General features: G+C 65.3%; 23 protein-coding genes. 5 read left to right on the top strand and 18 right to left on the bottom strand.

The features are described 5' to 3' along the window. Position 1 precedes the first annotated feature (1 nt). Positions 2 to 1,285 (bottom strand): class I SAM-dependent methyltransferase, encoded by a 1,284-nt coding sequence (locus ABIB49_RS09990; RefSeq protein ID WP_354157061.1) that lies wholly within the window; start codon positions 1,283 to 1,285, stop codon positions 2 to 4. A 279-nt stretch (positions 1,286 to 1,564) separates the two neighbouring features. Further along, the gene (gene ligD / locus ABIB49_RS09985) at positions 1,565 to 2,587 is read right to left on the bottom strand and encodes a non-homologous end-joining DNA ligase (RefSeq protein ID WP_226774345.1); all 1,023 of its coding nucleotides are present in this window, start codon (positions 2,585 to 2,587) and stop codon (positions 1,565 to 1,567) included. Between the two features lie 361 nt (positions 2,588 to 2,948). Here ligD and ABIB49_RS09980 point away from each other — a divergent pair, with 361 nt between their 5' ends. Together ABIB49_RS09980 and ABIB49_RS09975 are read left to right on the top strand one after the other, a co-directional pair. After that, positions 2,949 to 3,671 carry a cytochrome b N-terminal domain-containing protein gene (locus ABIB49_RS09980; protein ID WP_226774344.1) on the top strand — a complete coding sequence of 241 codons (723 nt, stop codon included), beginning with the start codon at positions 2,949 to 2,951 and terminating at the stop codon, positions 3,669 to 3,671. Beyond that, positions 3,668 to 4,633 (top strand): hypothetical protein, encoded by a 966-nt coding sequence (locus tag ABIB49_RS09975; RefSeq protein WP_354157020.1) that lies wholly within the window; start codon positions 3,668 to 3,670, stop codon positions 4,631 to 4,633. The genes ABIB49_RS09980 and ABIB49_RS09975 overlap by 4 nt, the downstream gene beginning before the upstream one ends. Positions 4,634 to 4,827: 194 nt before the next feature. Here the strand turns inward: ABIB49_RS09975 and hrpB are convergent, their stop codons facing one another. Both hrpB and ABIB49_RS09965 read right to left on the bottom strand, forming a co-directional pair. Next, positions 4,828 to 7,491 (bottom strand): ATP-dependent helicase HrpB, encoded by a 2,664-nt coding sequence (gene hrpB / locus ABIB49_RS09970; RefSeq protein ID WP_283479703.1) that lies wholly within the window; start codon positions 7,489 to 7,491, stop codon positions 4,828 to 4,830. A gap of 170 nt (positions 7,492 to 7,661) precedes the next feature. After that, the gene (locus ABIB49_RS09965; RefSeq protein ID WP_282359973.1) at positions 7,662 to 8,675 is read right to left on the bottom strand and encodes an isopenicillin N synthase family dioxygenase; all 1,014 of its coding nucleotides are present in this window, start codon (positions 8,673 to 8,675) and stop codon (positions 7,662 to 7,664) included. Between the two features lie 392 nt (positions 8,676 to 9,067). Here ABIB49_RS09965 and ABIB49_RS09960 point away from each other — a divergent pair, with 392 nt between their 5' ends. Further along, positions 9,068 to 9,403, top strand: coding sequence for a YegP family protein (locus ABIB49_RS09960; RefSeq protein WP_226774340.1), 336 nt, complete (start codon positions 9,068 to 9,070; stop codon positions 9,401 to 9,403). Here ABIB49_RS09960 and ABIB49_RS09955 read toward each other — a convergent pair. Together ABIB49_RS09955 and ABIB49_RS09950 are read right to left on the bottom strand one after the other, a co-directional pair. Further along, positions 9,378 to 10,391 carry a prenyltransferase/squalene oxidase repeat-containing protein gene (locus tag ABIB49_RS09955; protein WP_226774339.1) on the bottom strand — a complete coding sequence of 338 codons (1,014 nt, stop codon included), beginning with the start codon at positions 10,389 to 10,391 and terminating at the stop codon, positions 9,378 to 9,380. The genes ABIB49_RS09960 and ABIB49_RS09955 overlap by 26 nt on opposite strands. Positions 10,392 to 10,413: 22 nt before the next feature. Further along, complete coding sequence (locus ABIB49_RS09950; protein WP_226774338.1) at positions 10,414 to 10,716, bottom strand: DUF4193 domain-containing protein; 303 nt, start codon at positions 10,714 to 10,716, stop codon at positions 10,414 to 10,416. Between the two features lie 760 nt (positions 10,717 to 11,476). On the opposite strand from ABIB49_RS09950, the gene ABIB49_RS09945 reads away from it, so the two are divergent. Then, positions 11,477 to 12,382 carry an MBL fold metallo-hydrolase gene (locus ABIB49_RS09945; RefSeq protein WP_354157019.1) on the top strand — a complete coding sequence of 302 codons (906 nt, stop codon included), beginning with the start codon at positions 11,477 to 11,479 and terminating at the stop codon, positions 12,380 to 12,382. A 34-nt stretch (positions 12,383 to 12,416) separates the two neighbouring features. Here the strand turns inward: ABIB49_RS09945 and ABIB49_RS09940 are convergent, their stop codons facing one another. The 9 genes from ABIB49_RS09940 to ABIB49_RS09900 all read right to left on the bottom strand — a co-directional run bounded on the left by ABIB49_RS09940 (position 12,417) and on the right by ABIB49_RS09900 (position 21,974). Beyond that, positions 12,417 to 13,625, bottom strand: coding sequence for an alanine racemase (locus ABIB49_RS09940; RefSeq protein WP_226774336.1), 1,209 nt, complete (start codon positions 13,623 to 13,625; stop codon positions 12,417 to 12,419). Between the two features lie 82 nt (positions 13,626 to 13,707). Next, positions 13,708 to 15,024, bottom strand: coding sequence for an MFS transporter (locus tag ABIB49_RS09935; protein WP_354157018.1), 1,317 nt, complete (start codon positions 15,022 to 15,024; stop codon positions 13,708 to 13,710). Between the two features lie 82 nt (positions 15,025 to 15,106). After that, on the bottom strand, positions 15,107 to 16,513 hold the full coding sequence (locus ABIB49_RS09930) for an MBL fold metallo-hydrolase (protein WP_354157017.1): 1,407 nt from the start codon (positions 16,511 to 16,513) through the stop codon (positions 15,107 to 15,109). A 263-nt stretch (positions 16,514 to 16,776) separates the two neighbouring features. Further along, positions 16,777 to 18,240 (bottom strand): protein adenylyltransferase SelO, encoded by a 1,464-nt coding sequence (locus tag ABIB49_RS09925; RefSeq protein ID WP_354157016.1) that lies wholly within the window; start codon positions 18,238 to 18,240, stop codon positions 16,777 to 16,779. A 23-nt stretch (positions 18,241 to 18,263) separates the two neighbouring features. Beyond that, on the bottom strand, positions 18,264 to 18,566 hold the full coding sequence (locus tag ABIB49_RS09920; protein WP_226774332.1) for a hypothetical protein: 303 nt from the start codon (positions 18,564 to 18,566) through the stop codon (positions 18,264 to 18,266). A gap of 184 nt (positions 18,567 to 18,750) precedes the next feature. Then, entirely contained in the window at positions 18,751 to 20,007 is a 1,257-nt protein-coding gene (locus tag ABIB49_RS09915; RefSeq protein WP_354157060.1) for an MFS transporter, read from the bottom strand. 137 nt (positions 20,008 to 20,144) lie between these two features. Beyond that, a complete protein-coding gene (locus ABIB49_RS09910) occupies positions 20,145 to 20,471 on the bottom strand; it encodes a YciI family protein (protein WP_226774331.1) in 327 nt (108 codons plus the stop codon). 154 nt (positions 20,472 to 20,625) lie between these two features. Beyond that, positions 20,626 to 21,603, bottom strand: a complete 978-nt coding sequence (locus ABIB49_RS09905; protein WP_354157015.1) for a TIGR03086 family metal-binding protein — start codon at positions 21,601 to 21,603, stop codon at positions 20,626 to 20,628. Beyond that, positions 21,603 to 21,974, bottom strand: coding sequence for a helix-turn-helix domain-containing protein (locus ABIB49_RS09900; RefSeq protein ID WP_226774358.1), 372 nt, complete (start codon positions 21,972 to 21,974; stop codon positions 21,603 to 21,605). Before ABIB49_RS09900 ends, ABIB49_RS09905 begins: the two co-directional genes overlap by 1 nt. Positions 21,975 to 22,085: 111 nt before the next feature. Here ABIB49_RS09900 and arfB point away from each other — a divergent pair, with 111 nt between their 5' ends. Further along, positions 22,086 to 22,508 (top strand): alternative ribosome rescue aminoacyl-tRNA hydrolase ArfB, encoded by a 423-nt coding sequence (arfB, locus tag ABIB49_RS09895; protein WP_226774329.1) that lies wholly within the window; start codon positions 22,086 to 22,088, stop codon positions 22,506 to 22,508. Positions 22,509 to 22,670: 162 nt separating this feature from the next. Here arfB and fmdA read toward each other — a convergent pair whose 3' ends face one another. The 3 genes from fmdA to ABIB49_RS09880 are packed head-to-tail and all read right to left on the bottom strand — an operon-like array spanning position 22,671 to position 24,943. Next, on the bottom strand, positions 22,671 to 23,927 hold the full coding sequence (fmdA, locus tag ABIB49_RS09890; protein ID WP_226774328.1) for a formamidase: 1,257 nt from the start codon (positions 23,925 to 23,927) through the stop codon (positions 22,671 to 22,673). A 36-nt stretch (positions 23,928 to 23,963) separates the two neighbouring features. Continuing rightward, entirely contained in the window at positions 23,964 to 24,254 is a 291-nt protein-coding gene (locus ABIB49_RS09885; RefSeq protein ID WP_226774327.1) for an FmdB family zinc ribbon protein, read from the bottom strand. 50 nt (positions 24,255 to 24,304) lie between these two features. After that, positions 24,305 to 24,943, bottom strand: coding sequence for an AmiS/UreI family transporter (locus ABIB49_RS09880; protein WP_226774326.1), 639 nt, complete (start codon positions 24,941 to 24,943; stop codon positions 24,305 to 24,307). Positions 24,944 to 25,266: the final 323 nt, after the last annotated feature.

Here is a 25,266-nt window from a genome sequence, read left to right as displayed (position 1 = left end):
CTCAGAGCCACGCGGTCCGGCGAAGCGGCGGCTCGGCGCCGCCGGGCCGCTGCACCAGTACCTGGTTAACGCCGGAGATTCCGGCTTCGAAGCCCAGGGCGCTGGCGGCCATGTAGAGCCGCCACACCCGGGACCGGCCTTCGCCTGCGAGTTGCGTGGCCTGACCCCAGTGATCCTCGAGGTTCTGCACCCAGGCCCGGAGTGTCAGCGCATAGTGCCGGCGCAGGGCTTCGACGTCGAGGACCTCGAGTCCGCCGGACTCGAGGGCTCCAACCATCTCCGCGAGGCCGAGCATCTCACCGTCCGGGAACACGTAGCGTGGGATGAACGAGTCCGGATCCGGCGCGGTGGGGCCGGCGTTCCAGGAGATGGCGTGGTTGAGCAGCCGGCCGCCCGGCCGGAGCAGCCCGTGCAGCTTGGCAACATAGCCGGCCATCTGCTCGCGGCCCACGTGCTCAGACATACCGATGGAGCTGATCGCGTCAAAGGGCCCGTCGTCTACGTCGCGATAGTCCTGGACCCGGATGGCCACCCGGTCCGTCAAACCGGCGTCTGCCACCCGCTTGGCTGCCATGGCCGCCTGTTCACGCGAGAGCGTGACGCCTACGACGTCGACCCCGTAGTTCTCGGCCGCGTGCAGGGCAAAGCTCCCCCAACCGCAACCGACATCCAACACGCGCATACCCGGGCGCAGTCCCAGCTTCCGGCAGACCAGTCCCAGCTTGGCGTCCTGCGCCGCTTCCAGCCCGGTGTTCCCGTCCTGCCACACCGCGCAGGAATATACCAACGACGGGCCCAGAACCAGAGCGTAAAAGTCATTGCCGACGTCGTAGTGATGGGAGATCGCCGCAGCGTCACGCTTGCGGGTGTGCCGCCGGCCGGCGCGCACGGTCTTTGCCTCTTCCGGGGGCGGCGCCGGGTTCGGCCCCAGGGCGCCAAGTAGGGCGGCGTTTTTGAGAATCGTCCCAAACTCCCGGACCGTCAGCGGGCGGAAAGGTCCGGGCTCCGCAAACTTACCGGCGGAGCTGAGGGCGCCGAAGCTGGCGAAGACATTACCCGGCGCGTCGATGTCACCGGAAATATACGCGCGGCTGAGTCCGAGCTGGCCCGGGGACCACAACATTCGTCGCAGGGCCCGCCGCGTGCGGAACTCGACGACCGGGGCGCCGACCGGACCCGCCTCCGAGCCGTCCCATGCCTTCAGCCGCAACGGGATCTCGGCCGTGCCCAAGACGATGGCCAGCACTTCGGCCAGCCGCGCTGCCACCCCGGTTCGCTTCGCCATCATCTTGGTCCCTTCCAGCACGACGTTCCACTTCCAATCTAATTCGGCGCCCCACGGCCGGACAGGGGCCGGATGGCCCTGACGCCGTCCCGGTAGCGGCGGCCTTGTCCTTCCGGTGGGCCGAGTGTGTTCCCGGCGCGGCGTTCTGCCCCGATATCGGCTACCCCTCAGCCCAGCGTCCTGCGGGACCGGACCGCCTCCGGAAGCGGGGCCTTGATGACAACTGGTTGCGTCGGCTTGGCGGGTTCACCGGCCGAGGGATGCGGGGTATCTGAGCCGTTACTCCTTGTTCCTGGCCCGGCTGGGCTGCACCCGCATCGGTTCGCCGGGCATCTTGGGAAAATCCGGCGGGAAGGGCAGCTCCCCCAGCCCTGCCGCCAGGTCACGTTCCCACCACTGGAGCAGAACGTCGATGGTGCCCGGCTTCGCGTGCATATCCGCCCACGGGTCTCCGGTGGCCCTGAGCCGTCCCGGCACGGTGGCGATGGTGAAGTCCTGGGCGCTGACGTGCTCGAGGTCCGCCCAGCTGATCGGGCAGGAAACGGTCGCCCCGGGGATTGCCCGCGGGCTGTAGGCCCCGGCCATGGTGCGGTCGCGGTTCGCCTGGTTGAAGTCCACGAAGATCCGAGCGCCGCGCTCTTCTTTCCACCATGCGGTGGTGACCTTCTCCGGCATACGCCGCTCCAGTTCACGGGCGGCAGCGATCACGGCGTGACGCACCTCAAGGAACTCCCTGCTGGGTTCAATCGGCGAGAAGACATGGAGTCCCCGATTGCCGGAGGTCTTGATGAAGGCATCCAGCCCGGCCTCAGACAACACGGTACGCAGTTCCTGCGCGGCGGGAATAGCGTCATCGAATCCGGTGCCCGGCTGTGGGTCGAGGTCGATCCTGAGCTGGTCCGGGTTGTCCGGATTGCCGGCCCGGGAAGCCCAGGGGTGGAAGACCACAGTATTCATCTGCACGGCCCAGACTGCAGCGGAAACCTCATCGAGCACAAGCTGGGGATGTGATCGTCCGCTCGGATACACCACCGTCACAGAGCCGACAAAATCCGGGGCGCCCCTGGGCGGGTTCTTCGAGAAGAACTGCTCGCCGTCGATAGTGCCGCCGAACCGCTGGAGTGTGAGGGGGCGGCCGCCGTTTGCGGCCAGGAAAGCCTCCCCGACGTCGACAATGTACCGGGCGAGGTCCAGTTTGGTAAGCCCGAGCTGCGGCCACAGCACCCTGCCGGGACTCGAAATCCGTATGTCCCGATCGCCGTCGGGGCGGCTGACTGTGATGGTGGCTTCTTCCTTGGCCATGGGGACAACCTACCCCCGGACCCAGGACAACTGAAGAGGCGAACGGATGGCCGCAGTGGCCTGTAGTTTCCGCATTTCATGTGGCACTTGGTGCTGCGGACATTCGGGATCACTGGAGGCGAAAGACTCTAGCTACGGATTTTTGCCCGTGGTTGCGTTAATGCGGGATCCGAAACAGATAGAGAATCGAGCATCCAATGACCGGATGGCTGGCCGCAGGCGTTGGCACGCTAGGGGTTGGAACCTATTTTGGCTGGGATGGCTTTACTATTCAGTCAGGAAACCTGGTCGTGATCATCGTAATGATCATCTTGTTCGTCGTTGCCCTCGTCCTACCCTTTCCCGGCGGGAATCGGCGCAAATGACTGCCCGGGCCACAACGGCGCACGGTTTGCCGGAGGAACGCGAGGCTCATACCTGGACCGGACGGGCCCGCCGGTGGCTGCTTGGGAAGCTTCCGCCGGAGAAGCTGTTGCCCGAGGACCAGCCCAGCTATGTGATGTCGTGGGCCTATGTGTTCGGCATGGGGGCAATAGCTTCGCTGCTGTGGATCATCATTTCCGGCGTCGTGCTGGGATTCAACGGGCCCCACTGGTATCACGTGTCCGCATTGGGCGGCTTCGTCAACAGCACCCATCTGTGGAGCGTGGAACTGTTCTTCATCTTTATGGTGGTGCACCTGTGGCTGAAATTCTGGATGGCGGCCTGGCGCGGAGGCCGGGTCCTGACCTGGATTACCGGAGTAGTCGCCTTTGTCGTTTCCATCGTCGCTGCCTTTACCGGGTATCTGCTTCAGACGAACTTCGATTCCCAGTGGATCGCTTTCGAAGCCAAGGACGCGTTGAACGCCGTCGGGGTGGGCGCCTGGTTTAATGTGGCCAACCTCGGGCAGATCTTCGTCTGGCACATCACCCTGCTTCCCCTGGCCGTCGGGGCCATCGTTATTCTGCACGTCCTCCTGGTCCGGGTGCACGGTGTAACACCCCCGCTGGAGGCAGGCGAGGGCGACGCCCAATTGATGCACAACAGCCCGGAGCCCACTGAACCTCCGGAGTCCACCAAGACCAAGGACGTCGCGCGGTGACGAGGCAGAACAACAGCACCTCCTGGCGTAAGGCGAACAACATCGCCAGTCGGCCCTGGACGGGCAGCGTCCGCGAGTACGATCTCGTCAAGGAACTGACCATCGGCGTTGTCGTGGTTGGCCTTCTTGTGCTCGGGGTGTCCGCCATCTTCGGGTCACCTGATGAGCCCAGTGTCAGTCTCAAGGGGTGGGCGATTGCCGCCCCGGCTGATTTCGTCGCCACCGCCGCAAAGGAACTTGGCAGCACCAGCGACACCGCAGGGTACGGGCCGCCGTACAACGCGACTCCGGATGCAGCGCAGAAAATCGGTCCCATCGACCTGCAAAGCCTCTCGGGCGTCCGCATTCGGGTGGATACAGCGAATGACTTCGTGATTGCGCCGCTGGAGACGTTGCCCTCTCCGCCGGCCGCCGTAGCCGATTGGACTGCCGCCACGGATCAGCAACGCTCCGACTGGACAGCCGCCTATTCCGATGCCCTCGACGCCGCCCCGGACAACGCCCCGGACAACGCCCCGGCCAGCGTAGCCGCGGGCGACTACGGCCCGGTTCCTGCGCTGACCGGCGCGCTGCTGGACATGGCACGGAACGGCAATCTGGACGGCGTGCTGGAAGGTGGCGGCAACTTCTACAACATGGACTACACCCGCAGCCTGCTGTTTCTCGGCGACGGCACCTATTTCCCGGACCTTGCGGCCAGCCAACACCTCACCGGGGACCAGTGGGGCGTCATGAACGAGACCGGCGACACGCCCGGGCAGTCCTGGCTGTGGCTTTTCTCGCTCCTCTATCAGGTGGAACCATTCAAGTCCTCGCCTAATGCCGATGCCCTTGTTGTGGTCACAATGCTCGTGTTGACCGCGTTGCTGGCCGCACTGCCGTTCATTCCCGGCCTGAGGTCGCTGCCGCGGCAGGTACCCGTGCACCGCCTGATCTGGAGAGACTACTACCGAAACCGTTGACCCCGTCAGCAACGGATCGGGTGCCACGGTCGGGCGGACTACCGGCCAAAGCCAACTGGTGACGATGTGGTTCGTTCCCAAGGGTTCGCCGCTGTGGTGTTCGTGCGTCTACAGTGCCGGCCGCCCCTCCCGCACCGCTCCGCCCTCGCCGAGGAAGCCACCCACTCCTGACCCTGCATGGGACAGCCCGTTCCTCAGCTCCGGTTTTTGGTCCGTGAGGTCGCCGGCGCCGTCCAAGGATCCACCGGCCAGGGATGCCTGGGGTAGCGTCCGCGCATCTCGGCACGGACCTGTGCGTAGGGCCCGGACCAGAACGAGGCGAGATCATCGGTAACAGCCAACGGCCGCCGGGCGGGCGAGAGCAGATGGAAGAGCACGGGTACCCGGCCGCCCACCAGCCGCGGCGTCCGGTCCCAGCCGAAGCACTCCTGGAGTTTGACGGCGACGACGGGGCGGCCACTGCCGTCCCCATCAGCGGGGTAGTCGATCCTGACCCACGAACCGCTCGGCACCTCAAGGCGTTCGGGAACGAGTTCCCCTAGACGGGAGGCCTCGGGCCATGGCAGCAGGCGCCGCAGCGGCTCCGTCAGCTCGATCCCGCTCGTGGCGGCGCCGCCGGCCAGCGCCTCAAGCTCCGGCGCCAGCCACTCCTCGAGCCGGGCCAGCAGCGCCGGCTCGGAAACATCCGGCCAAGGCCCACCCAGTTCCCGGTGGAGCAGGGCGAGACGGCGGCGGAGTGCGTCCGCCGCCGTCGACCATCCAATGGTTCCAAGTCCTTCCTTTTCCAGCTCCCGGGCCACGGCTGTGCGCCCTTCAGCAACAGAGGGACGCACGGGAGTGGAGGACAGGACGATCGCGCCCAGCCGGCGGTCCTTGCGGGCGGTGACCCTGCCTTGCTTGAACCGTGCTTCCACGCTCTCGGTGAGGAGGTGCCGGGCTGCGGCCTCCGCCGTGTCCGCCGTCAGCGGCGCAGCGGAACGGATGACGGCTCCGGTGCCGGCCGCATCGCGTCCCTGGGCCCGGGAAACTTCGGCGACAGCGAGCCATTCGTGACCGGCCAGGGAACTTCCGGTGGGGAGACCGGCCCGCGTCCCGGAGCTGAGCAGGTAGCGCTCCGGGCCGTCACCGGCGACCCGCCGAGCGACGCGGTCCGGGAACGCGAGGGCAACGACGAAGCCGACTGATTCAGTGGCGCTTACCGCCGCCTGCGGCAGGGTTGTGGCGCCGAACTTCTTCTGGCGAGCGACCGACTCCATCCGCCGGACATCCTCCAGCCAGCGCCGGGATGCTGGTTCCCGGCCAGCGCGCAGCGCGGCTACCAGCCGCGGCAGGTCGGCGCCGGGGGCACGCTGGTCCCCGGCGACGACGGCGACGGCTTCCGCGGCGGCACGGATTCCGACGACGGCCCCGCCGTCCAGCAAGGCGCGGGCAAGCCGGGGATCGGCAGGAACTCTTGCCAGTTCCTTGCCGAGATTCGTGGCGAGGCCGTCCGGGGCCACCGCGCCGAGTTCGCGCAGCACCTCGACGGCCTCGTCCATCGCAGCCTGCGGAGGGGCGTCGGGCAGGGACAGGCCGCGGCCGCCAGGCGAACCCCAGCAGGCCAGGATCAGGGCGGAGGCGGTGAGGTCCGCGACGGCGATCTCCGGCGTCTGGTGGGCCGGCGCTGCACCGTAGCTCTTTTGGTCGTAGCAACGGACCGCGCGTCCGGGGCCTTGGCGCGCAGCCCGGCCGGCCCGTTGTTCGGCGGAGGCCCGGGAGCAGGAAACGTTCACGAGGCCGGACATCCCCCGGCCCACATCCCGACGGGGCTCGCGGGACAGGCCTGAGTCGATGACCAGACGGACGCCCGGGACGGTCAAGGAGGATTCTGCGAGCGACGTCGACACGATGATCCGCGGGCGCCCGCCGGTTTCCCGCCCGGAGACGGCGCGGTCCTGTTCTGCGGGTCCAATCTGTCCGTGCAACTCAAGGACGTCAGCACCGGTCCTGCCACGGAGCCGGCCGGCAACATAGGACACTTCCCACGCTCCCGGCACGAACACCAGTGCGTCCATGTCCTGGCCCGCCGCGAGTGCGTGGGAGTGCGACGATGCCGCGGTGTCCGCCACGTGGTCAAGGAACGCGCGCGTGACCCCGCGTTCATCCAGACGCGGCACCGCGGCGGGCACCCAGTCCACCTCGAGCGGATACAGTGCGGACGGGCAGTCAACCACCGGTGACGGCAAGCCGCCGTCGTGGTTTCCGGAATGACCCGCCGAACCGATCAGGGCGGCGAAGCGGGGCGCGTCCAGGGTGGCGGACATCGCGACGAGTCCGAGGTCGCCCCGGAGCTGGCGCACTTCCGTGAGCATACCGAGCAACAAGTCGGTTTCGAGGCCGCGTTCATGCACCTCGTCCAAAATGACGGCGCTGGCACCTTCCAGTCCAGGATCCGCGAGCAGCCGGTTCAGCAGGATGCCCGGGGTGACAAATTCGATCAGGGTGCCCGGACTCGTCTGCCGTTCCCCGCGGACTGTGTATCCGATGCGGTCCCCAACCCGGCTGCCGTCCAGAGCCGCCAGTCGCCTCGCCGCGGACCGGGCGGCGACGCGCCGGGGTTGGGTCACGATGATGCCCGGGGCGGGCCCGGGGCCGGGCCGCCAGGCAGCGCCCAGCGCCAGGTTGGCCAGCAAGGGCGGCACCAGGGTTGTTTTGCCCGTGCCCGGCGGCGCCTGCACCACAGCAGCGGCGCCGGGCCCCCCGCCCTGCAGCGCCCGGGCCAGCTCACCGAGCGAGTGTGCGAATGCCAAGCCGGCCCCGATGACTCCCAGATTGAAGGGGCCGGGAGCAGCGGGCAGCGGAGCGGCTGGAGAAGTCACGTTCCCATTGTGCCCACAAAGCCGGGGCCGGAGTGCAGCCGGACGTTCCCCTGGACCCGGCGGGCCAGCGCACCATGTCCGGCATGCCTAAGCCGGCGCAGGGCGGGCTCGTTGCTGCCCGGGTGAGGTAGGCGGGCTTGGGCTTCCAACCGCGGCCAGGTCCGGGCAGGTCAGCCGTTCGTCAGATCAGAGTGGTGGGCAGCGACCACGTTAGGGTGGGCCCGCACCCGGTAGCGCAGGGCATTGTCACCGTACGTTTCCAGAATCGGGCTGTTCGTCGGATCCACCGACAGGCCGCGGGCTTTGGCCTGGAACTCGGGGCTCACGGCGAGTTGCGGCATCGTCGCGTCCAGCGCGGGGTTGAAGAAGAAGGGCAGTGATATCCGGTCCGTGCCGCGCAGTGGCGAGATTACCCGGTGCAGCGTGGCCTTGAGGTACCCGTTTGTCGCCAGTTCGAGCATCTCACCGATATTAACGACGAACGTGCCCGGCACTTGCGGGGCATCGATCCATTGCCCCTGGTACTCGACCTGCAGGCCACCTTTGCCGGGCTCGACAAGCAGCAACGTCAGGACACCGCCGTCCCGGTGGGAGCCCACACCTTGCTTGGGTTCCGGGTCGGACTCCCCCGGGTACCGCACCACTTTGAGCAACGGAAATGCCCTTGCCGCGAAGGCCGCATCAAAGGTGTTTTGCGGCGCCCCCAGGGACACAGCCAGCGCTCGCAGGAGGTCCAGCGAAATGGCGCTGAGCCGTTCGGTCCACGCCAGGACGATGTCCCGCATTTCCGGGATGGCGTCCGGCCACAAGTTGGGTCCCTCAAGGCGCCAATAGTCGGCGACGCCGGGTCCCGGGCTCACAGCCGCCCGCTCGACGCCGATGTCGATCTGCTCGCGCCAGTCAACAGCGCCGTCGGTTAGCTCGCCGCCGACCCTGGTGTATCCGCGGAACTGCGGACTGTGGACATTTTCGACGGCGAGCTTCTGTTCGTCGGGAAGTTCGAAGAAGCGCCGGGACACGTCGAGCATGGCGTCCGTCAGCTCCTGCGGGATGCCGTGTCCGGCCAGGTAGAGGAAGCCAACCTCGTGCATGGCGTTGCGCAGCTCATCGCGAAAACGCGTGGCCTCCCGGTGACCTGCACTTAAGAGGGAGTAGTCCAGGACGGGCAATGATTCGAGTGTCATCCAGTAGTCCTTATCAATGAACTTGGCAAGTTGCGGACTGAATACTCTTTAATATTACGGACGGCTGGTCAATGCGCGGCATTCAGATGTCGAAATAAGACCCTGGTGGGCCGCGGGTCCGGATATGCGCAGCAGTGGACGCTGGCAACGCCTGTCACCTGAGTGATGGGCGTGACGGCGGACTGTCGTGGCTCAGCTTTTACCCAGGGTTTACATGCCATCTCTTGCGGCGTCCCGTTGCCTGCAAGAGACTGTTGATCACGAGATGACGAGAGTCAGTGGTTGTTCAGTGGTTGTTCGGCCAGGACAGTGGAAGATCAACGCAGCGATGAGCCGGTGAGTCTTCTGCAGTGTGGACGACCGGGGAGGAACCGCAGACCGGAAGGATTGTTATGGCCGCCTCTTTTGAATTGTTCATCGACGCAGAGTCGCACTTCCGATTCCGCCTGCGGGCACCGGACGGGACCGTTGTGGCAGTATCGACGGCGTTCAACGACAAGTCCAAAGCCGTCGCCGGCATCGCCGAAGTGCGCGAATGCGCAGGCATGGGCCTGATCACCGACCTGTGCGCCGGGGGAAGCGCGCAAAGCCCTGTCCGGGAACCAGCGCCTTCCGGCCCGGCGCTGGCGGAGGGTCATGAACGGCATAAACGAAGCGAAAAATTCCATTCCCGCGCCCGGACAATCCGCAGGATCACAACAGCTACCAGGTGGAGCGGGGCAGCATAGGATCGTCGCTGAATGAGACCGGCAGGCGGGCCTGGGCCGGCACTCCGTCTCCGCACCACTTAAGGACGCGCAAGGCCCGCAGGGTGTTCCACCGACTGGGCCGCCCGTCGCCGTCTTCGAGCTGGAAATGGACCTGCCCCGGATGCGTGTTTTCCAGGAGCCAGGTGCCGTCCGGCTGCCTCTTCGAGCCAAGCAACTCGGTTGCGTCGGCTAGCCGCGGGTCCGGCGGATTCCCGGTGGAGCGGAAGTAGTCAAGGGCGCGAAGGACGTCGTAGTGCCAGCGCGTCGGGAAGCTGAACTTCAGCCAGGCCGGGTCGGCTGTTTCGCCAGTGCTTTTGCGTCGGAACAACCGCCGGTCCAGCAGATACTCCTCGCCGCGCCGCCGGGCCTCGCTGGTTTCAGCTGAACCTCCGGTTGCCTGCTCGTGAGCGAGCAGGCCTTCGAGGACATTGATCGTCGTTGCAACCGACGAAACCACGGCACCGTCGGCCGCCCAGCAATTCCAGCCGCCGTCGTTGAGCTGATCCCCTAGTAGCCGGGCCACGACGCCCTCGACGTCCTCACCGAAGTAGGCGCCGAGCCCGACTGCCATTCCATTGATGCAGGGCTCCACCTCACCGGTGAAATAGGGCTGGGCGCCTTCCTCCCAGCGGCAGTTTTCCCGCACGAGTTCGACGGTGCGGCGGATCTGGTCGTTTTTCGGGTCGACGCCGAAGTCCCGCAACTGCAGGAGGCTGTACGTGGTGGCGGTCCAGGGCTGGCACCCGGCGGCGGGAACGTCGGTCCCAACGGCGGCGGCCGGGAAATAGGCTCCCCCGGCCCATTGGCCGTCCGCCCCGCGCAGTGCCAGCAACCGGGCACCCCACCCCTCAGTGGCCACCCGCGATCGCTCAGCTGTCACAACGCCGGTTGTGGCGCCGTCGAGATCTCGGAGCACTTGCCAGCGAATGGCAGGATCGGAATCCCGCAGCCAGTCCAGGACTGTCATGCGCAGAGACTGCTGCCCGCGCCTAGCCCTCGCAATCAACGCAGTACAGGTGACCGTTCTTCTCGCGCGCGATCTGGGAGCGGTGCCGGACCAGGAAGCAGGAGTAGCAGGTGAATTCATCCTGCGCCTGGGGTATGACCTGGACGACTAGTTCCTCGGCGACGAACTCTCCGCCCGGCGCAATCGAACCGTCTAGCGAATCCGCCTCATCCAGGTCACGCACCACACTGCGGGCGTCCGGAGCGTTCTCAGATTGCAGCGCCTCCAGGGACCTGTCCTGCGACTCCTTGACGTCGGAGCGTACTTCATCATAATCGGTTGCCACTGGGGTGTTTCTCTCTTCTACGGAATGCTTGTCGGATAGGTGTTCAACAGACAGGAGTGCCCTGGTATTCCCCCTCACCAGAGATTAGCCCCGATAAGGCCCGGGCACGAGCCAGTGCGGGACTGTTGCCAAAGAATTACGGACAGCAATTGATTTGTACATTCGTTGGCGTTAAGGCTAGATTCGGGGAAGTTTCTTTGGGGGAAATCATGAACAAAGCGCAAAGGCGTGCCCACGTGGAGCCGCCGTGTCCGGAATGCGGCTCACGGGTCATTCCGATTTGGAAAGATGAACGGTCCGTGGCTTCCAAGCAGCCCGATTGGCGGGTGCGCGCCCGTCAATGCAGCGACCAGGAGTGTGCGCTCGGCGCCACCCCTGACGTGCTGTCGCCGTGAAAGGCGCCGTCCGGGCCGCCCTGCTGTCGCGCTCGGACCGCCAGCCGACAAAACACTTCCGGACACCAGCGGGTCTCCCCGATTCGACCGGAAGGGTGTTCAATAGTAGTAGGGGCGGCGCCCTTCCCACATTGCTCAAGGTGGCTGGCCCCAGTTGCTTGCCGGAGCCGCGAGGCCCGGTGCGAGACGGGGTCGGCGACGCTTGAGAACCCTCTGAGACCGGGGTTCTCTGCCCCAGCCGTCGTCGGCCCCCTGGTTGTTCCGGCCTCGTCACACTACCCGGCAGCGGGAGTGCGTCCCCGCCCGGTAGCCAGCTGACAGTAATGTACCTACATGAAACCTAGCGATGACCACCGAGGAACGCCATGACCGAACTCGATCTTGACGTGCGCTGGTACGAGGGAACCCGATCGCGGCCCAGCCGCACCGCACCGCCAATCCAGGTCCACCGGGCCGCACCGAACACCATAGTGCTCCGGCAAAACATCACCGACAATTTCGAAGCTCCGTTCCTGTACCTGCTGTTCGGCGACGAGCGCGCCTTCCTTCTTGATACGGGCGCGACGGCGGACCCCACCAGGTTTCCGCTGCGTGCAACGGTGGACACCCTTATTGACCGCTGGCTGCACGAACACCCCCACGACGGTTACGAACTCGTTGTTGCCCACTCCCACGCCCATGGAGATCACATTTCCGCAGACGGGCAGTTTACCGGCCGGCACCGGACAAGGCTCGTGGGACACAGTGCCGAGCACGTCGCCGCGTTTTTCGGAATCCACGATTGGCCGCACGGCACGGCCCGGTTTGACCTCGGCGGACGCATTCTTGAACTGATCCCCGTCCCCGGCCATCATCCGTCCGCCATCGCCGTCTATGACGAGGACACCGGCATCCTGCTCACCGGGGACACCGTCTACCCGGGACGGCTCTACGTGCAGGACTTTCCGGCCTTTCAGCATTCGCTGCGTACGCTCTGCGATTTCGCTGCGGCCCATCCGGTCGCTGCTGTTCTTGGTGCGCACATCGAAATGCCAGCCCGCCCGTTTCGGGACTTCCCGCTCGGTTCGACCTGGCATCCAGACGAAGCGCCGCTTCCGTTGGCAGCCGGGACACTCCAGGCGATCAGGGACGCCACCTTGCTCAATGACCGCCCCGGAGCGCAGCGTCACGCTAATTTCATCATCTGGAACGGGCCGTGCCGGCGCGAGTCAGTAGCCCAGTCCGTCCGGCTCCTCCTGTCCCGGGCGCTGGGCCGCGGACTCGGCCGCTAGCTGTGCCCCTGGGCCGGCGAGCCAGCACACCGCCCTAGCTGCCCGGGGGCGATGCCAGGGACGATCTGTTGAAGTCGGTGTGCCATACCCCGGTGGGTTGTCCGTTGCCGTCGGTGACCACATACTCTGGCCATCGATCGAAAGCAGAGCACGGATGGGAGATCCCCAAGTCGACCACATCCGTGACGGAAAGGCCCTCCGCTTCGGCCAGGACGGTGTGATGGTCAAAAAGGGTCCGCACCAGGGCTGTTGCGCCGTCTCGTGGGCCGCCGTCCGCAGTCAGGGCCGCCAGGAAGACCGGCTTTCCGGCGTCGTAGGGAAGGTCCCGTTTGCCGGCGCCGACGACGGCGGTTCCCGCCTCGGGAACGGACACTACGACGGCCCGGACCGAAAGTGCCGGCACCAGCCCCGGAACCGGACTGACACTTGCGTAGGTCCCGTGGTCGTGGGTGACGTAGCAGCCGGAGCGCAGGATCGTTCGGGTGCCGGGCACTTGGCTGTCGTCGGGAAGGTGAGCGGCAACGCGGTCCGGAAAGGCGGAGCCGCCCATGGTGTAGATGGGAGCGACTGTGTCGAAGTATTTCGCGGCAGCATAATACGCGTCCCGCACCAGCCGGCAGTGCCGGTCGACGGCGTCGAGCGTCGACTGGGTCCGGCTGTTGGGTACTACCCCTTCGTAGCCGGCAACACCGACGAGCCGGAGTCCCGCGGTGCCATGGATCAACTCGGCCAGGCGCAGCGCCTGCGGGAGGTTCCGGACGCCTGTGCGCCCGCCGGGAGTGCCGACGTCAATCAGCACCTCAAGGCCTGCGGCGGCCCCGGCGAAGACTTCGGCTGCCGCCGCAACACCGGCAGCAGAATCCACGAAGCAGCAGATGTGCCGACCGGAATCCTCCTCCAGCAGGGTACGGAGGCGCAGGAGGCCGTGCCGATCAACGATCTCGTTGGCGACGAGGACGCGCTGGTGTCCCCAGCCGATGGCCAATTGCGCTTGATCCAGGGTGGCAACCGTGACGCCAACGGCCCCGGCAGCCACCTGGCGGTTGATGATTGGCGCGGACATCGTTGTCTTAACGTGGGGAGCAAGTTCAACTCCCCGCTCCTGGCACCAGGCCGCCATGACTCGGATGTTGTTGTCCAGGGCCTCGATATTGAGACGCAGTTGAGGATACGCCGGGTTGCTGGCGGTTCCGGCCGCTGACTCTTTGTTGCTTCCGCAGTGAGGGTGGGTCGGGCTGATCACGGCGCTCCTTTCGCTCCGGTCCGCACGGCCCGCTAACCGCAGCAGTCCACGGGAGGCCATCGCTGGCGCTGTGTTGATTGTGTCACGCCGCGTTCGGGCCGCGGACTGGTGCGGGCACCCGGCCGCCGTGATGGTCGGCGCCGCGCATACGCACAGCCACAAACAGTCCGGACAGCGCTGTGAGTCCTGCAACGACGCCGACGGCGGCCGGGATGCCCATGGCGTCCGCGACGATGCCGGAGAGCAGTGCGCCGACAGCGAAGCCGCCGTCGCGCCAAAGCCGGTAGACGCCGACCGATCTGGCCCGCCACCGGGGATGGGCGACATCTCCGATAGCCGCAAGCAGGGTCGGGTAAACCATGGCAGTTCCGAGACCGAGAAGAACGGCGGCGGTCAGCCAGGTGGCGAAGTCATGGCCGACGGCGATCACTGCCAGGGCGGCGGCCTGGACCATCATGCCGCCGACGATCAGCCCTTTGCGCCCGTATTTGTCCGACAATGCACCGGTGAAGAGTTGCGCCGCACCCCAGACGGCGGGATAGGCCGCAGCGAGAAGACCGATCTTTTCGATCGTCAGTCCGGCGGCGGCAAACATAACGGGGAAGAGTCCCCAGGCGAGGCCGTCGTTGAGATTGTTGATCATGCCGGCCTGGCTTACCGACGACAGGGATTTGTCCTGGAAGCTGGTGAACGCGAAGATCTGGCGGTTGCTCAGCTCGGCGCCGGCCGCTTTGCGGTGGGCCGTGTGATTGGCGGCTTCGACCCCGGCGTAGTCCCGGGTTTCCTTCACGGCAAAGATCGACAGCCCGAGGCCGAGAGCGATGTAGGCGGCGCCGAGCAGGAAGGGCCCGGGCCGCAGACCGTAGGTGGCGGCGATGTGGCCGGTGGCGAGGGCGGTGCCGGCGACGCCGAGGTAGCCGGCGGCTTCGTTGAGGCCCATCGCCAGCCCGCGCCCGGATGGTCCCACCAGATCCATTTTCATCACGACTGTGGTGGACCACGTGAGGCCCTGGCTAATGCCCAGGATCACGTTGCCGGCGACGATCCAGCCCCAGCTCGGCCCAAGAATAAGCATCAGCGGAACCGGCAGAGCAACTATCCAGCCGGCTATCAGAATGGGTTTGCGGCCGTAGCGGTCCGAGAGGGTGCCCGCGAAATAGTTGGTGGCGGCCTTGGCGAGGCCAAAGGCCAGGATGTACGTCAACGCGCTGGTGTAGAGGCCGAGGTGGAAGACCTGCCCGGCCAGCAGCGGGAGCACTGTGCGTTCCTGGCCCAGGGTTCCTCCGACGAGGGCATTAACTGCGACGAGGAGCATAAACTGCGCAAGGTTCTGCCGCAGCCCCAACGTGATGCCGCTGGGGCTGCGCCGCTGCAGGCGTGAATCGGTGGTGCCGGACATCAGCATGCCTCACGTGGTTTGAGCAGAAGACCGACGGCGGCCCTGTCGCCAGGGCCGCCGACGGCGGTGTCAGGGTGTGAAGCTAGCTCGCTGAGACCGCATCCAGCGGCTGCCGCGATACCCAGGCGGCGTAACTGCCGTCCAGTTCCACGACGTCGTAGCCCGCGCGGCGCAGGGCGCTGGCCGCGACGGAGTTCCGGACGCCGCTCTGGCAGTAGCTCACGATGGTTCCTTCGGCGGGGAGCTGGTCGAGGTTCCACATCACCCGGCCGCCGCTGAGCTGGTGCGAGCCGGGGATGTGTCCGGCCGCGTGTTCGGTGCGGTTGCGGACGTCCAGGACCATGGCCGCGTCGAAGCCCGCGAGTTCCTCCGGCTGGATGAGTTTCGGAATGCTGACGGGCAGACCCTCGAAGCCGGTGACATAGCCGGCCACCGAGTCAATGCCGACGCGGACCAGATGGTCCCACATCTCCTGCGCGGAAGCCTGGTCCGGAGCCAGCAACACCAGCGGGTTCTTGTCCGTTTCCGGGTTGACCACCCAGGCTCCAAAGCTGGCCACGGACTTCCCGGCCGGGATGTTCACAGAGCCGATGACGGTACCTTCATGAACCTGGTCGTTGGGCCTGGTGTCAACGAATGTCACAGTATCGGCGGCGAGATCGGTGGCGACCGTCGCCAGGGTGAGCTCCTGCAGCGGTGCGCGGGCGCCCAGTAGCGCCGGTCCCTGCCGGTTTTCGCGCTTCATCCGGCCAAAGTACGCATGCGCGTCCGGCTGGCCCTCGAGTAGCTCGTCAATGAAGCCCTGCTCGTCATTCGCCGCGAGGTACGGGGCCCACCAGGCGAAGCGCCGTTCGTACCCGACAGTGCTGGACGGGATTGCGCCGAGGGCTTTTCCGCAGGCGCTGCCCGCCCCGTGGGCAGGGTGGACCTGGACGTAGTCAGGCAAGGTCACGAACTTTTCCCGCAGGCTGGTGAAGAGCTGCTTGGCTCCTGCGAATCGGGTATCCACACCGCCGGCGGCCTCATCCAGCAGATCCGGCCGGCCCAGGTCGCCGGAGAAGACGAAGTCGCCGGAGAGCAGGTACCCGGGATGGTCACTGAACGCCCCGTCCGTTACAAGGAAGGACAGGTGCTCCGGCGTGTGGCCCGGGGTGTGCAGCGCTTGGATGCTGATGTTGCCAAGAACAATCTTGTCGCCATCGAGCAGCCGTTCGCCGTCGAATCCGTACTGCCAGTCCGGTCCGCCTTCCCCGGAAACGTAGATTTTCGCGCCGGTAGCGGCGGCGAGCTCACGGGTGCCGGAGAGGTAATCGGCGTGGATATGGGTCTCGGTCACGGCCACGATCTTCATGCCGTTTTTCGCAGCAAGTGCCTGGTACACCGCGATGTCGCGGCGGCCGTCCACCACTACCGCTTCGCCCTTGGCCTGGCAGCCGATCAGGTAGCTGGCCTGGGCAAGGTCCTCGTCGTAAATGCGTTCCAGAAGCATGTGCTCTCCTTCGTCATGTGTCGGGGTGTCCCCGTGAACTAGGTTTAACACTAATACCCCCGGGGGTATCTGGCAAGCGGCCGATTCTGCCGAAGGCCGTTCTACGCCACGAGTCTCCCAGTTACCCCCGGGGGTAGTCAAAATACTGACGGGGGTATCCTCGGTATCGCCGCTGAAACGGACTCGCCAGTCCCCGGCAGGGCCGCGGAGGACCTGGCGCCGGACGCCAGCAATGAACCCGCAGACCGGCCGGTGGCGAGGTGCTAGGTTCCGCAGAAGGTCCGGTAGGGGCCAAACTCGACCGGCGGCGCGGCAGCGAAGCGTTCCAGGCCCGGGCGCTCGACGAAGGGGTTGGTCACCGCGGCCAGAAGTTGCCCTAACGGTGCGAGGTCGCCGCCGGTACCGGCCGCGAGGGCGTCCTCTACGAGGTGGTTGCGCGGGATATAGGCGGGGTTGACCCGGTCCATTGCATCCGCGTCCGGATCTTCGGCACTCCAACGCTCCACCCATGCATCGAAAGCCGCCGGGTCGGGAAGCAGAGACCTCGCCGGCCCGGTGTTGCCGCGGGCGGCAGCACCAAGGCTTCGGAAGAAGGCGGTGTGGTCGGCACGCCCGGCCTGCAGGATGCTGAGCAGCTCATCCACCATCGTGGCAGCCACATCGTCTTCGACGCCGGCAGCCAAGCCAAGCTTCGCCCGCATCCCGGCCGACCAGGCAGCGCCGTACTGCTGCCGGAAACCGGCGAGCGACTCCTGCGCCAGGGCGATCGCCTGCTCTTGCTCGTCGTGGAAGAGCGGCAAGAGGGACTCTGCGAGCCGCGTGAGGTTCCACTCCGCAATGGCGGGCTGGTTGCGGTAGGAATAACGTCCGGTCTCGTCAATCGAACTGAAGACCGTCGCCGGAATAAAGGCGTCCAGGAAGGCGCAGGGGCCATAGTCGATGGTCTCGCCGGAGATTGTCATATTGTCGGTATTCATAACGCCGTGAACAAACCCCACCAACATCCATTGCGCAACCAGCGACGCCTGGGCGCTGATCACTGCCTGGAACAAGGCCAGATGGGGGCGCCTGGCTGCGGCCGCGGCGGGATGGAGGCGGGTGATGGCGTGGTCGGCGAGCCGCCGCAGCAGGCCGATGTCCCCTGTCCCCCTGGCGTACTGGAAGCTGCCCACCCGCAGATGACTGCTTGCCACCCGCGTCAGCACGGCCCCTGGCTGCATCGTTTCGCGTTGCACCTGCTGCCCGGTGGCCACTACCGCCAGGGACCGTGTGGTGGGGATGCCCAGGGCATGCATCGCTTCACTGACGATGTATTCGCGGAGCATCGGCCCCAGCACTGCCCGTCCGTCGCCGCCGCGGGCAAAAGGGGTGCGCCCGGAGCCCTTGAGATGAACATCGCGGAGACGGCCTTCCACGTCCATCAATTCGCCGAGCAGGAGCGCTCTCCCGTCGCCCAGCCGAGGGGCCAACGAGCCGAACTGGTGGCCGGTATAGGCCTGTGCCACAGGAGTCGCACCGTCGGGGACCAGATTGCCGATCAGCAGCCGCAGCCCATCGGAACCGCGAAGGTAGGCGGGATCAAGGCCAAGCTCTCCGGCCAAGGGCTTGTTGAGGACCACGAGCCGGGGGTCCGGGGCCTCGTCCGCCTGCCAGGGGATGGACATTTCCCCCAGCTCCCGGGCAAAACGGCCGTCAAAGCTGACAGGTGAGGAAGCTGTGGCAGTCATACTCCAAGACTAACTGTGGCGCCTCAGCGGGCTGCCACCTTCTTAATGGCTACCATCTCTATAATCCTGGTCGAGGGCTCTCCAACCAACGCCGGAGCCGTCACACCGGTCTTCCAGGTGTCGTTCTGCAGACGGCCCAAAAAATCCACAGCCTCTTCCTGGGTATCAAAATCCATCTCCAGCATGACGTAGTCCTCTTGGTCCAGCGGCCGCGAAATCCGGAACGACCGCACTCCCGAAGCGGCCCGGTCCAGCGGGTCACTGTCGAAAGCCCTCCTCCACATGCCGAAGTCCCGGACCTGGTGTTCGATCTGCAGGGTAATCATGTGACTCTCCTGTCGCCGTGGTTATTGAAGCCCAACTCTAGGCCCGAAGGGCTGCTCAACGTAAGGTGTCCGGGACCTGCCAGAAAGCGGGGCGGTCCCTGGATCCGCGCCAAAATGACTATTGCCTGCTGGTGATCAACGCAGAGCACGCGCGGGCCGCGGGAATCATTACTGCACGGAATCACTACTGCGCGGAATCGGTCGGCGCGGCGGCCTGATCGGCCCGGTGGCGCTGGCGGCGGCTGGCCAGCAGGAAAGGCGCGGCGACTAGCCCGATGATGCCGCCGACCGCCAGCGACGCGGAGTAGCCGTACACATCTGCTGCCCGGCCGAGCATCGGCTGCACCACCACACCGCCGCTTGATCCCATCAGCGAGTCAAAGCTAAGCACTGTTGCCCGTTGCCGCGAGGCGATCATGTCGTTGAGGTAAGCCTGCCGCACCGGGGTGCCCGCGGACGTTACCAGGGCCCAGAGTGCCAGCAGCACCAGGGCCACCCAGAACACCTGGATAAACCCAAGAGTGACCAGGATTACCGCCCCCATAACGCTGCTCAGAATGAGTAAGGTCGTCCGCCGCTCCACAAGGCGCCGCAGCCGTGGCGCCAACCAACCGCCAATCACCTGGGCAGCTGCCACGATTGCCGCCGCCACCCCGGCCACGGAGTACGCGTGCGGGTCGCCGAAAAGCTCCAGCAGGTACGGCTGGAGCGCGTAGAAGACATAGATCCCGACGCCGGCACTGAACGGCGCGGCGAACATCACGTACCGGACGGGCGGATTCTTCAAGCCGTTCTCAATCGAGGCGGAGAGTACGGCACGGGTCGCCTGAAGCGGGTGTCCCTTCCGTTCCGGAGTGAACCCGACGTCGTGCATGAGCCTAAAGGCCACAACGAACATCACCATCAGCACTCCCACCCGCAGCATAAACGGCACGCCGAGGTTGGTGGCCTGGGCGATGACACCGCCGGCCACCGAGCCAGCAAGCATTGCGATGCCCGAGACCATCAATCCCCGGCCGAGTACCGTCTCCAGGTCGCCTTCGTATCCGGAAAACCGCAACGCGTCGACGAGCCACGCTTCCACCGCGCCGGAGAAAAAGGTGAATCCCAAGCCGAGCACAACGGAGACCACTGCCCACAACCAGAATGGGGGGGAAAGCTGCCACAGCAGGTAATAGAGGTAGGTGGATAGCGCCAGCGTGACGGTGCCGAGCAGGAAGGAAACCCGGCGTCCCCAGCCATCGGCGATCGCACCGGTGGGCACTTCAAACAGCACCATCCCGGCGGTGAAAAAGGCGTTCGCGGCAAAAGCCTCAAGGTTGCTCAGCCCGGCATCGAGCAGGAAGAGGGTGTTGATCCCCCATATGAACGAGGCCGCAAGGGTATTGCCCAGCGTCAACGTCAGATAGATGCGCTGAATCGTTAGGGCGGCGGCGTTCATCGGGTTGCCGTCCCCGGCGGGGCGAGCGGCTGGCACCAGGCCATTCTCGTCTCCTTGCTCGATGAGAGCCAGAGAAGCGGGCGGAGGAAACCCGCACGCAGCTCGCTCGGTTCGCCGGGGCACCACTCATTGCGGCGCTACATCTCGCCGAGCTCGAAGATCTCCAAGGTGAACGTCCCTTTCCGCTCGGACAGGAAGGGGTGTCCGTCCGCCAGGGCTCTAGCCGCCGCGAGGCTTTCGGCTTCGACTATCGAATAGCCGTTCAGATCCGAAGAGTCCGCCACGGCACCGTCGTCCACCACCGCTGTACGGGAAGGCGTAAACGGTGCGCCAATATCGAGCAGGGCCGGCCCGATTTTCTCCACCCAGCCGCCCCAGGCGGCAGTCTGCTCCGCTGACTGCTCCGGGGTGAACTGGTCCATCGGTGTGGCCGGACCCTTGTAGAGATAGATGAACTTGCTCATAACATGTCCTTTCATCTGCGTTCGCCTTTCGAACGGCCCGGCATGGACGCTGAGACCGCCCCGCCCGTGCGAACTATTAGGAGGCGGGATTGTGCAAGGGATGCAGCAGATGCGGCCGCCCTGGCATTGTGTGCTCCTGCCGTGAGTTGGCTTATCAGATGCCGGCGACCTCACGGCCGGTGAACGCAACGAGGCGCTGCATGCTCGCCGCCGACTCATCGACAAGCGTCCCCGGGGCGAAGTCGCCGCCGCGCTGGTGAGAACTGATCGTGTTCCGGGCAAGGCCCAGCACGTAGTCCGCGAGTACCGGCGAGACGGTGAGCTCCTGCCCGGTGGCCTTCGCAAAGTCCCAGGCGTGGACCAGGAATTCCACATTCAGGATATTTGCCACCATCGTGGCGGGAAGTTCCGCGAAGCCCATGTCCACGCTTCCCGCCAGGCCCCGGGCCCGGAAAGCTTCCAGGATGATTTGCGCTGCGTCGGCGATTCTAACCTCGGGCGGGGCCGTCGGCTGGGCAGGAACGGAAACACCGAGTGCACTGCCGATCGATGCAATCGACCCGAAGAGATGGTTCAGGAGGCCTTCCACGGTGAAGCCTGCGCAGGGCGTGCGGGCTCCCATGTCAGAGTCCTTGAGTCCGCGGAGAATGCGTTGGACTACGGCGAGGGTGGCTTCGGCGCTGGCAAGCTCATCGATCGGATCCGGGGCTGCCGCCCAGTCATCGGCACCGGCGTCGCCGGTCGTGGCCAAAAGTACGAGTCGCGCCATAAAGTGGTTCCAGCCTTGGGCGTGGCCGATCTCCTGCTCCGCGGTTAGCCCGTCGTGGATCAGCTGGACAGTCGTTCCGCCGTCGACCGCTTCCAGGGTCACTGTCACAGTCGAGGCACCCGGCGGCAACTGGGTGTCCCCCTCCCATCCCCAGGTGTAGATGACACGTTTACCCGGCTCGATTTCCACAAACGTCCCCAGCGCCACATGTCCCGGGGTAACGGTCCAGCGATAGCTTCCACCGATGCGAAGCTCGACCCTGGCCGCGACGGCCTTCCAACGGCGAAGCCGTTCAGGCTCCGTGATGAGCAAGAAGGCGGTATCCGGGTCAACCGGGAGGAAAACAGTTTTTGTGTAGGACATCAGTTCTTCCCTTGCCGTGAAGGTGGGCGGAGCCGGCCGGCGTCAGCGACCAGCAGATCCAGTTCGTTGGTCCAGAAGGAGTCGAATTGTTCACGCAGCCGGACCATCCCCGAGGAGTCCAAACCGTAGTACCGGTTCCTGCCGTCCTTTCGGGCCGAGACGAGACCGACATCGGATAAAAGCAACAGATGCTGCGAGATCGCAGAGCGGCTCACAGGAAAGTTTGCGGAGAGCTCCGTTACCGTTTTCTCCCCCGCTGCCAAGAGTCGAAGCAGTGCCCGCCTGGTTGGCTCCGTGGCAACTTCCAGAAGATCAGGCACAATTAATACGTTAGCCTTGGCTAACGTATTGTGCAAGTGTTTGTCGGGCATAACACCCGCTCGCTGGTTGGCGCAGGCCCGGACACCGACCGCCGTTGCCGGGACCGTGGATTCGCCCATGGCGAGGCTCCAACTGCGCCGATATTGTGCGAGGCTTAGCGGATGGATCTGGAGGTGTCGGCCGCGCTCACGATTCCCGCGGCGGAACTGGGCTGGCGGTTCTCGCGTTCGTCCGGCCCGGGAGGTCAGCACGTCAACACCTCGGACAGCCGCGTCGAGCTCACGTGGAATGTCGTCGCCTCCGCGGTGCTTTCGGACGATCAACGACTGATGCTGGTCACCCGGCTGGATTCCCGCCTCATCGCCGGAAGCATCACAGTTACCGCTTCCGAGCGGCGTTCCCAGCTGCGCAACCGCGAAATCGCCTTGGCAAAGCTCGCCGGCCTCATAGCAGGCGGCCTTGCGCCCGAGGCTGCGCGGCGCCGCGCCACCAAACCGACGCGGGGTTCCAACCGCCGGCGACTCGCGGCAAAGGAACAGCGCTCGGCGACAAAACGGCAGCGGCAACGGCCGTCAGCAGAGTAGCGGGGCGGCGGATCCCGGACCTGCGGCTGACGGGCGAGCCGGCGCCCGCGCAGGCCTCAACCCAGCGTGCCCAAGATGGCGGTCCGGCTCCCTCCGGCGGCGGGCCGGGTGACGCTGGGTGTGCTGTGGGCCGGGGCGCCGCGGGCGCCCCGGCCCAGGCGATCAGCCGTTCCGGGACATGGGCACGCCCATGCCGGGATCTATCTTGTGCGGGCCCGCAGCCGACGGTGTGACATCGAAGTCGAAGATGGCTGTGGGGATGTAGACAGTCGAGCAGGAGTTGGGGATATCCACAACACCGGAGAGCCGGCCTTCAATGGGCACGGCTCCCAGGATCATGTAGGCCTGCTCTCCGCTGTAGCCGAACTTCTTCAGATAATCGATGGCGTGGAGGCAAGCCCGCTGGTAGGACAGGTGCGAGTCCAGATAGCGCTGTTCGCCGTCAAGTGTCACCGACGTTCCGGAGAAGGCCAGCCACTGCGAGAACTGCGGGTCGACGTTGCCGGGCATAAAGATGGCATTCTCGCTGACGCCGTAGGTGTCCATGCCGCCTTTGATGATGTCCACCCGGAGGTCTATAAAACCGCCCATTTCGATGGCGCCGCAGAAGGTGATTTCGCCGTCGCCCTGGGAGAAATGCAGATCACCCAACGAGAGGTTGGCGCCGTCAACGAAGACCGGATAGAAGATCCGGCTGCCCTTGGACAGGTTCTTGATGTCCTGGTTTCCACCGTTTTCACGCGGCGGGGCAGTCCTGGCCGCTTCCGCTGCGACCCGGCTAAAATCCGCCTCGGGCAGGTGTCCGAGTACAGCGTGCCCGGCCTCGGGCGGCAGCGCCAGGGGTGGGACGCGGTTGGGGTTGGTGGCAATGAGGTCACCTTCGCGCTTGTTCCACTTCGCGAGCAGTTGAGCCGACGGCGCCGTGCCCATCAGTCCCGGGTGGATCAGCCCGGTAAAGGAAACGCCGGGAACGTGCCGCGATGTTGCGATCTGTCCGGTGAAATCCCAAATGGCCTTATAAGCGTCCGGGAACTGATCGGTCAGGAATCCGCCACCATTGTTTCTGGAGAAAATACCGGTGTAGCCCCAGCCCTGCCCGGCGAGCGGGCCGGAATCTTCCTGCGGAATGGGACCAACGTCGAGAATATCAACCACCAGCAGGTCCCCTGGTTTTGCGCCTTCGATGGCGAAGGGGCCGCTGAGTTTATGGACGGTCAGCAGGGGAGCATTCAGGATATCGTCTGCCGAGTCGTCATTGACGATCGCGCCGTCGAACCATTCCCGGCAGTCCACCCGGAACGACTCACCAGGCTTGACCGTGGCAATGGCAGGGATTTCCGGATGCCATCGGTTATGGCCTATTTTCTCCTGGTCCTCGAACTTCTTTGACGAGTCAAGGTTAAATATCTTTGCGGGCATTGTGTCTCCTTTGACTAGGTTCCGCTTCTTAGATTCCTAGGGCCGCGGTAGTTTCTGATGTAACGGGTTGGAGGTGTATGGCTGGACCCTCTTGGGGGCGCCCGGAATGCGGGAGTTCACCACCTGGGGTTCGGCGGCGCTGCGCACGGTGCTGTCGATAAGTTTGAACGCGGCTGACCCGGACCGTGAAAGGTAGGGACTGCTGATGACGCGGCGGGATACGCCGCCGCAGGCCGGGCATACTGCGGTCTCCGGCGCCTCTCCGATCGGGTGCTGCGATTCGAACAAAACCTCATGGGATGGGCAACGGTATTCGTAGGTGGCCATGGCCGGGTCCTCTCTTGTCCGGGTGGGAGACTATTCCCCGTACGGGATGTTTAAGCGGTCCGGGCCACATTGGTGGGCTGGGGCGCCAGGGCCCTGTTGCGCATCGCCTTCCGGCCGAGGAAGTAGGCCGCGGCCAGGGCCACCGCGGCAATCGCGGCAACCAGGGCCGCATACCCGTTGTTGGTCTCATAGCGGCCAAGAAGCAGGAAGAACGCGGGGATGGTGCCGGTCAGGTGGCTGATGAAGACGGTGAACCAACCGGTCATGGTGGTGAGCGAATCCTTCTTCAACCCGAGGACCAGGAAAAAGAGGAACCAGAGGACGGCCCAGACAAACCAGATGATGCCAAAGACCGGGTCCGCCACCAAGGTAAATTGCAGGACTCCGATCGCAACGGCACAGGCTGCCACAAACAGCGAGAACCAGCCCAGGCCTTCGCCGCTGATTCCTGTCATTTGCAGGATCCCTACATACAAGTAGGTAAACCCGAACAGATACAGACCGGCCGCACCGAAGATAACAGTGGGATCGTTGTTGGCCTGAAGGATGATAATCGTCGGAAACACCACCTGCATGGTGCCAACAAAAAAATTGAGGATTGCCGCAGACTTCCCCGGGATGACCCCCAAAAGCATCAGCCCGTTGATAAACAGAACTGCTCCAACGTAAAGCAAACCAACACTACCCATGTCAACTCCAGCGCGAGGTGAATAGAGACTTTGCGGGCGCTCCCGGCGTTCTTTGGCAAGTGCTGTGCCCGCCTAAAGAGCCGAAGCAAAAGAATGTCCTGAACTCAGGATTTATCCCTAGACTAGACCTCCCGGGCGGCACCCACTAAGGTCCTTTGGCCCTGCCGCTAGGGCCGAATTGACGGGGCGGTTATCGGAGCGGCGGCCCGGGCCTTGGGCCCGAGATAAGTAACGGGTTGGTGACGGTTCCCGGGTGACCCATCCGGGGTGGGGGGTGTTCCCGAAGTACTCCTGACAGACCAAGCCGGACCCGCTGGATTCAT

The organism is Arthrobacter sp. UYCu512 (assembly GCF_040547075.1).
GTDB lineage: Bacteria > Actinomycetota > Actinomycetes > Actinomycetales > Micrococcaceae > Arthrobacter.
Note: the sequence above shows the minus strand (reverse complement) of the source record. Positions and strands in the feature narration are given on the sequence as shown.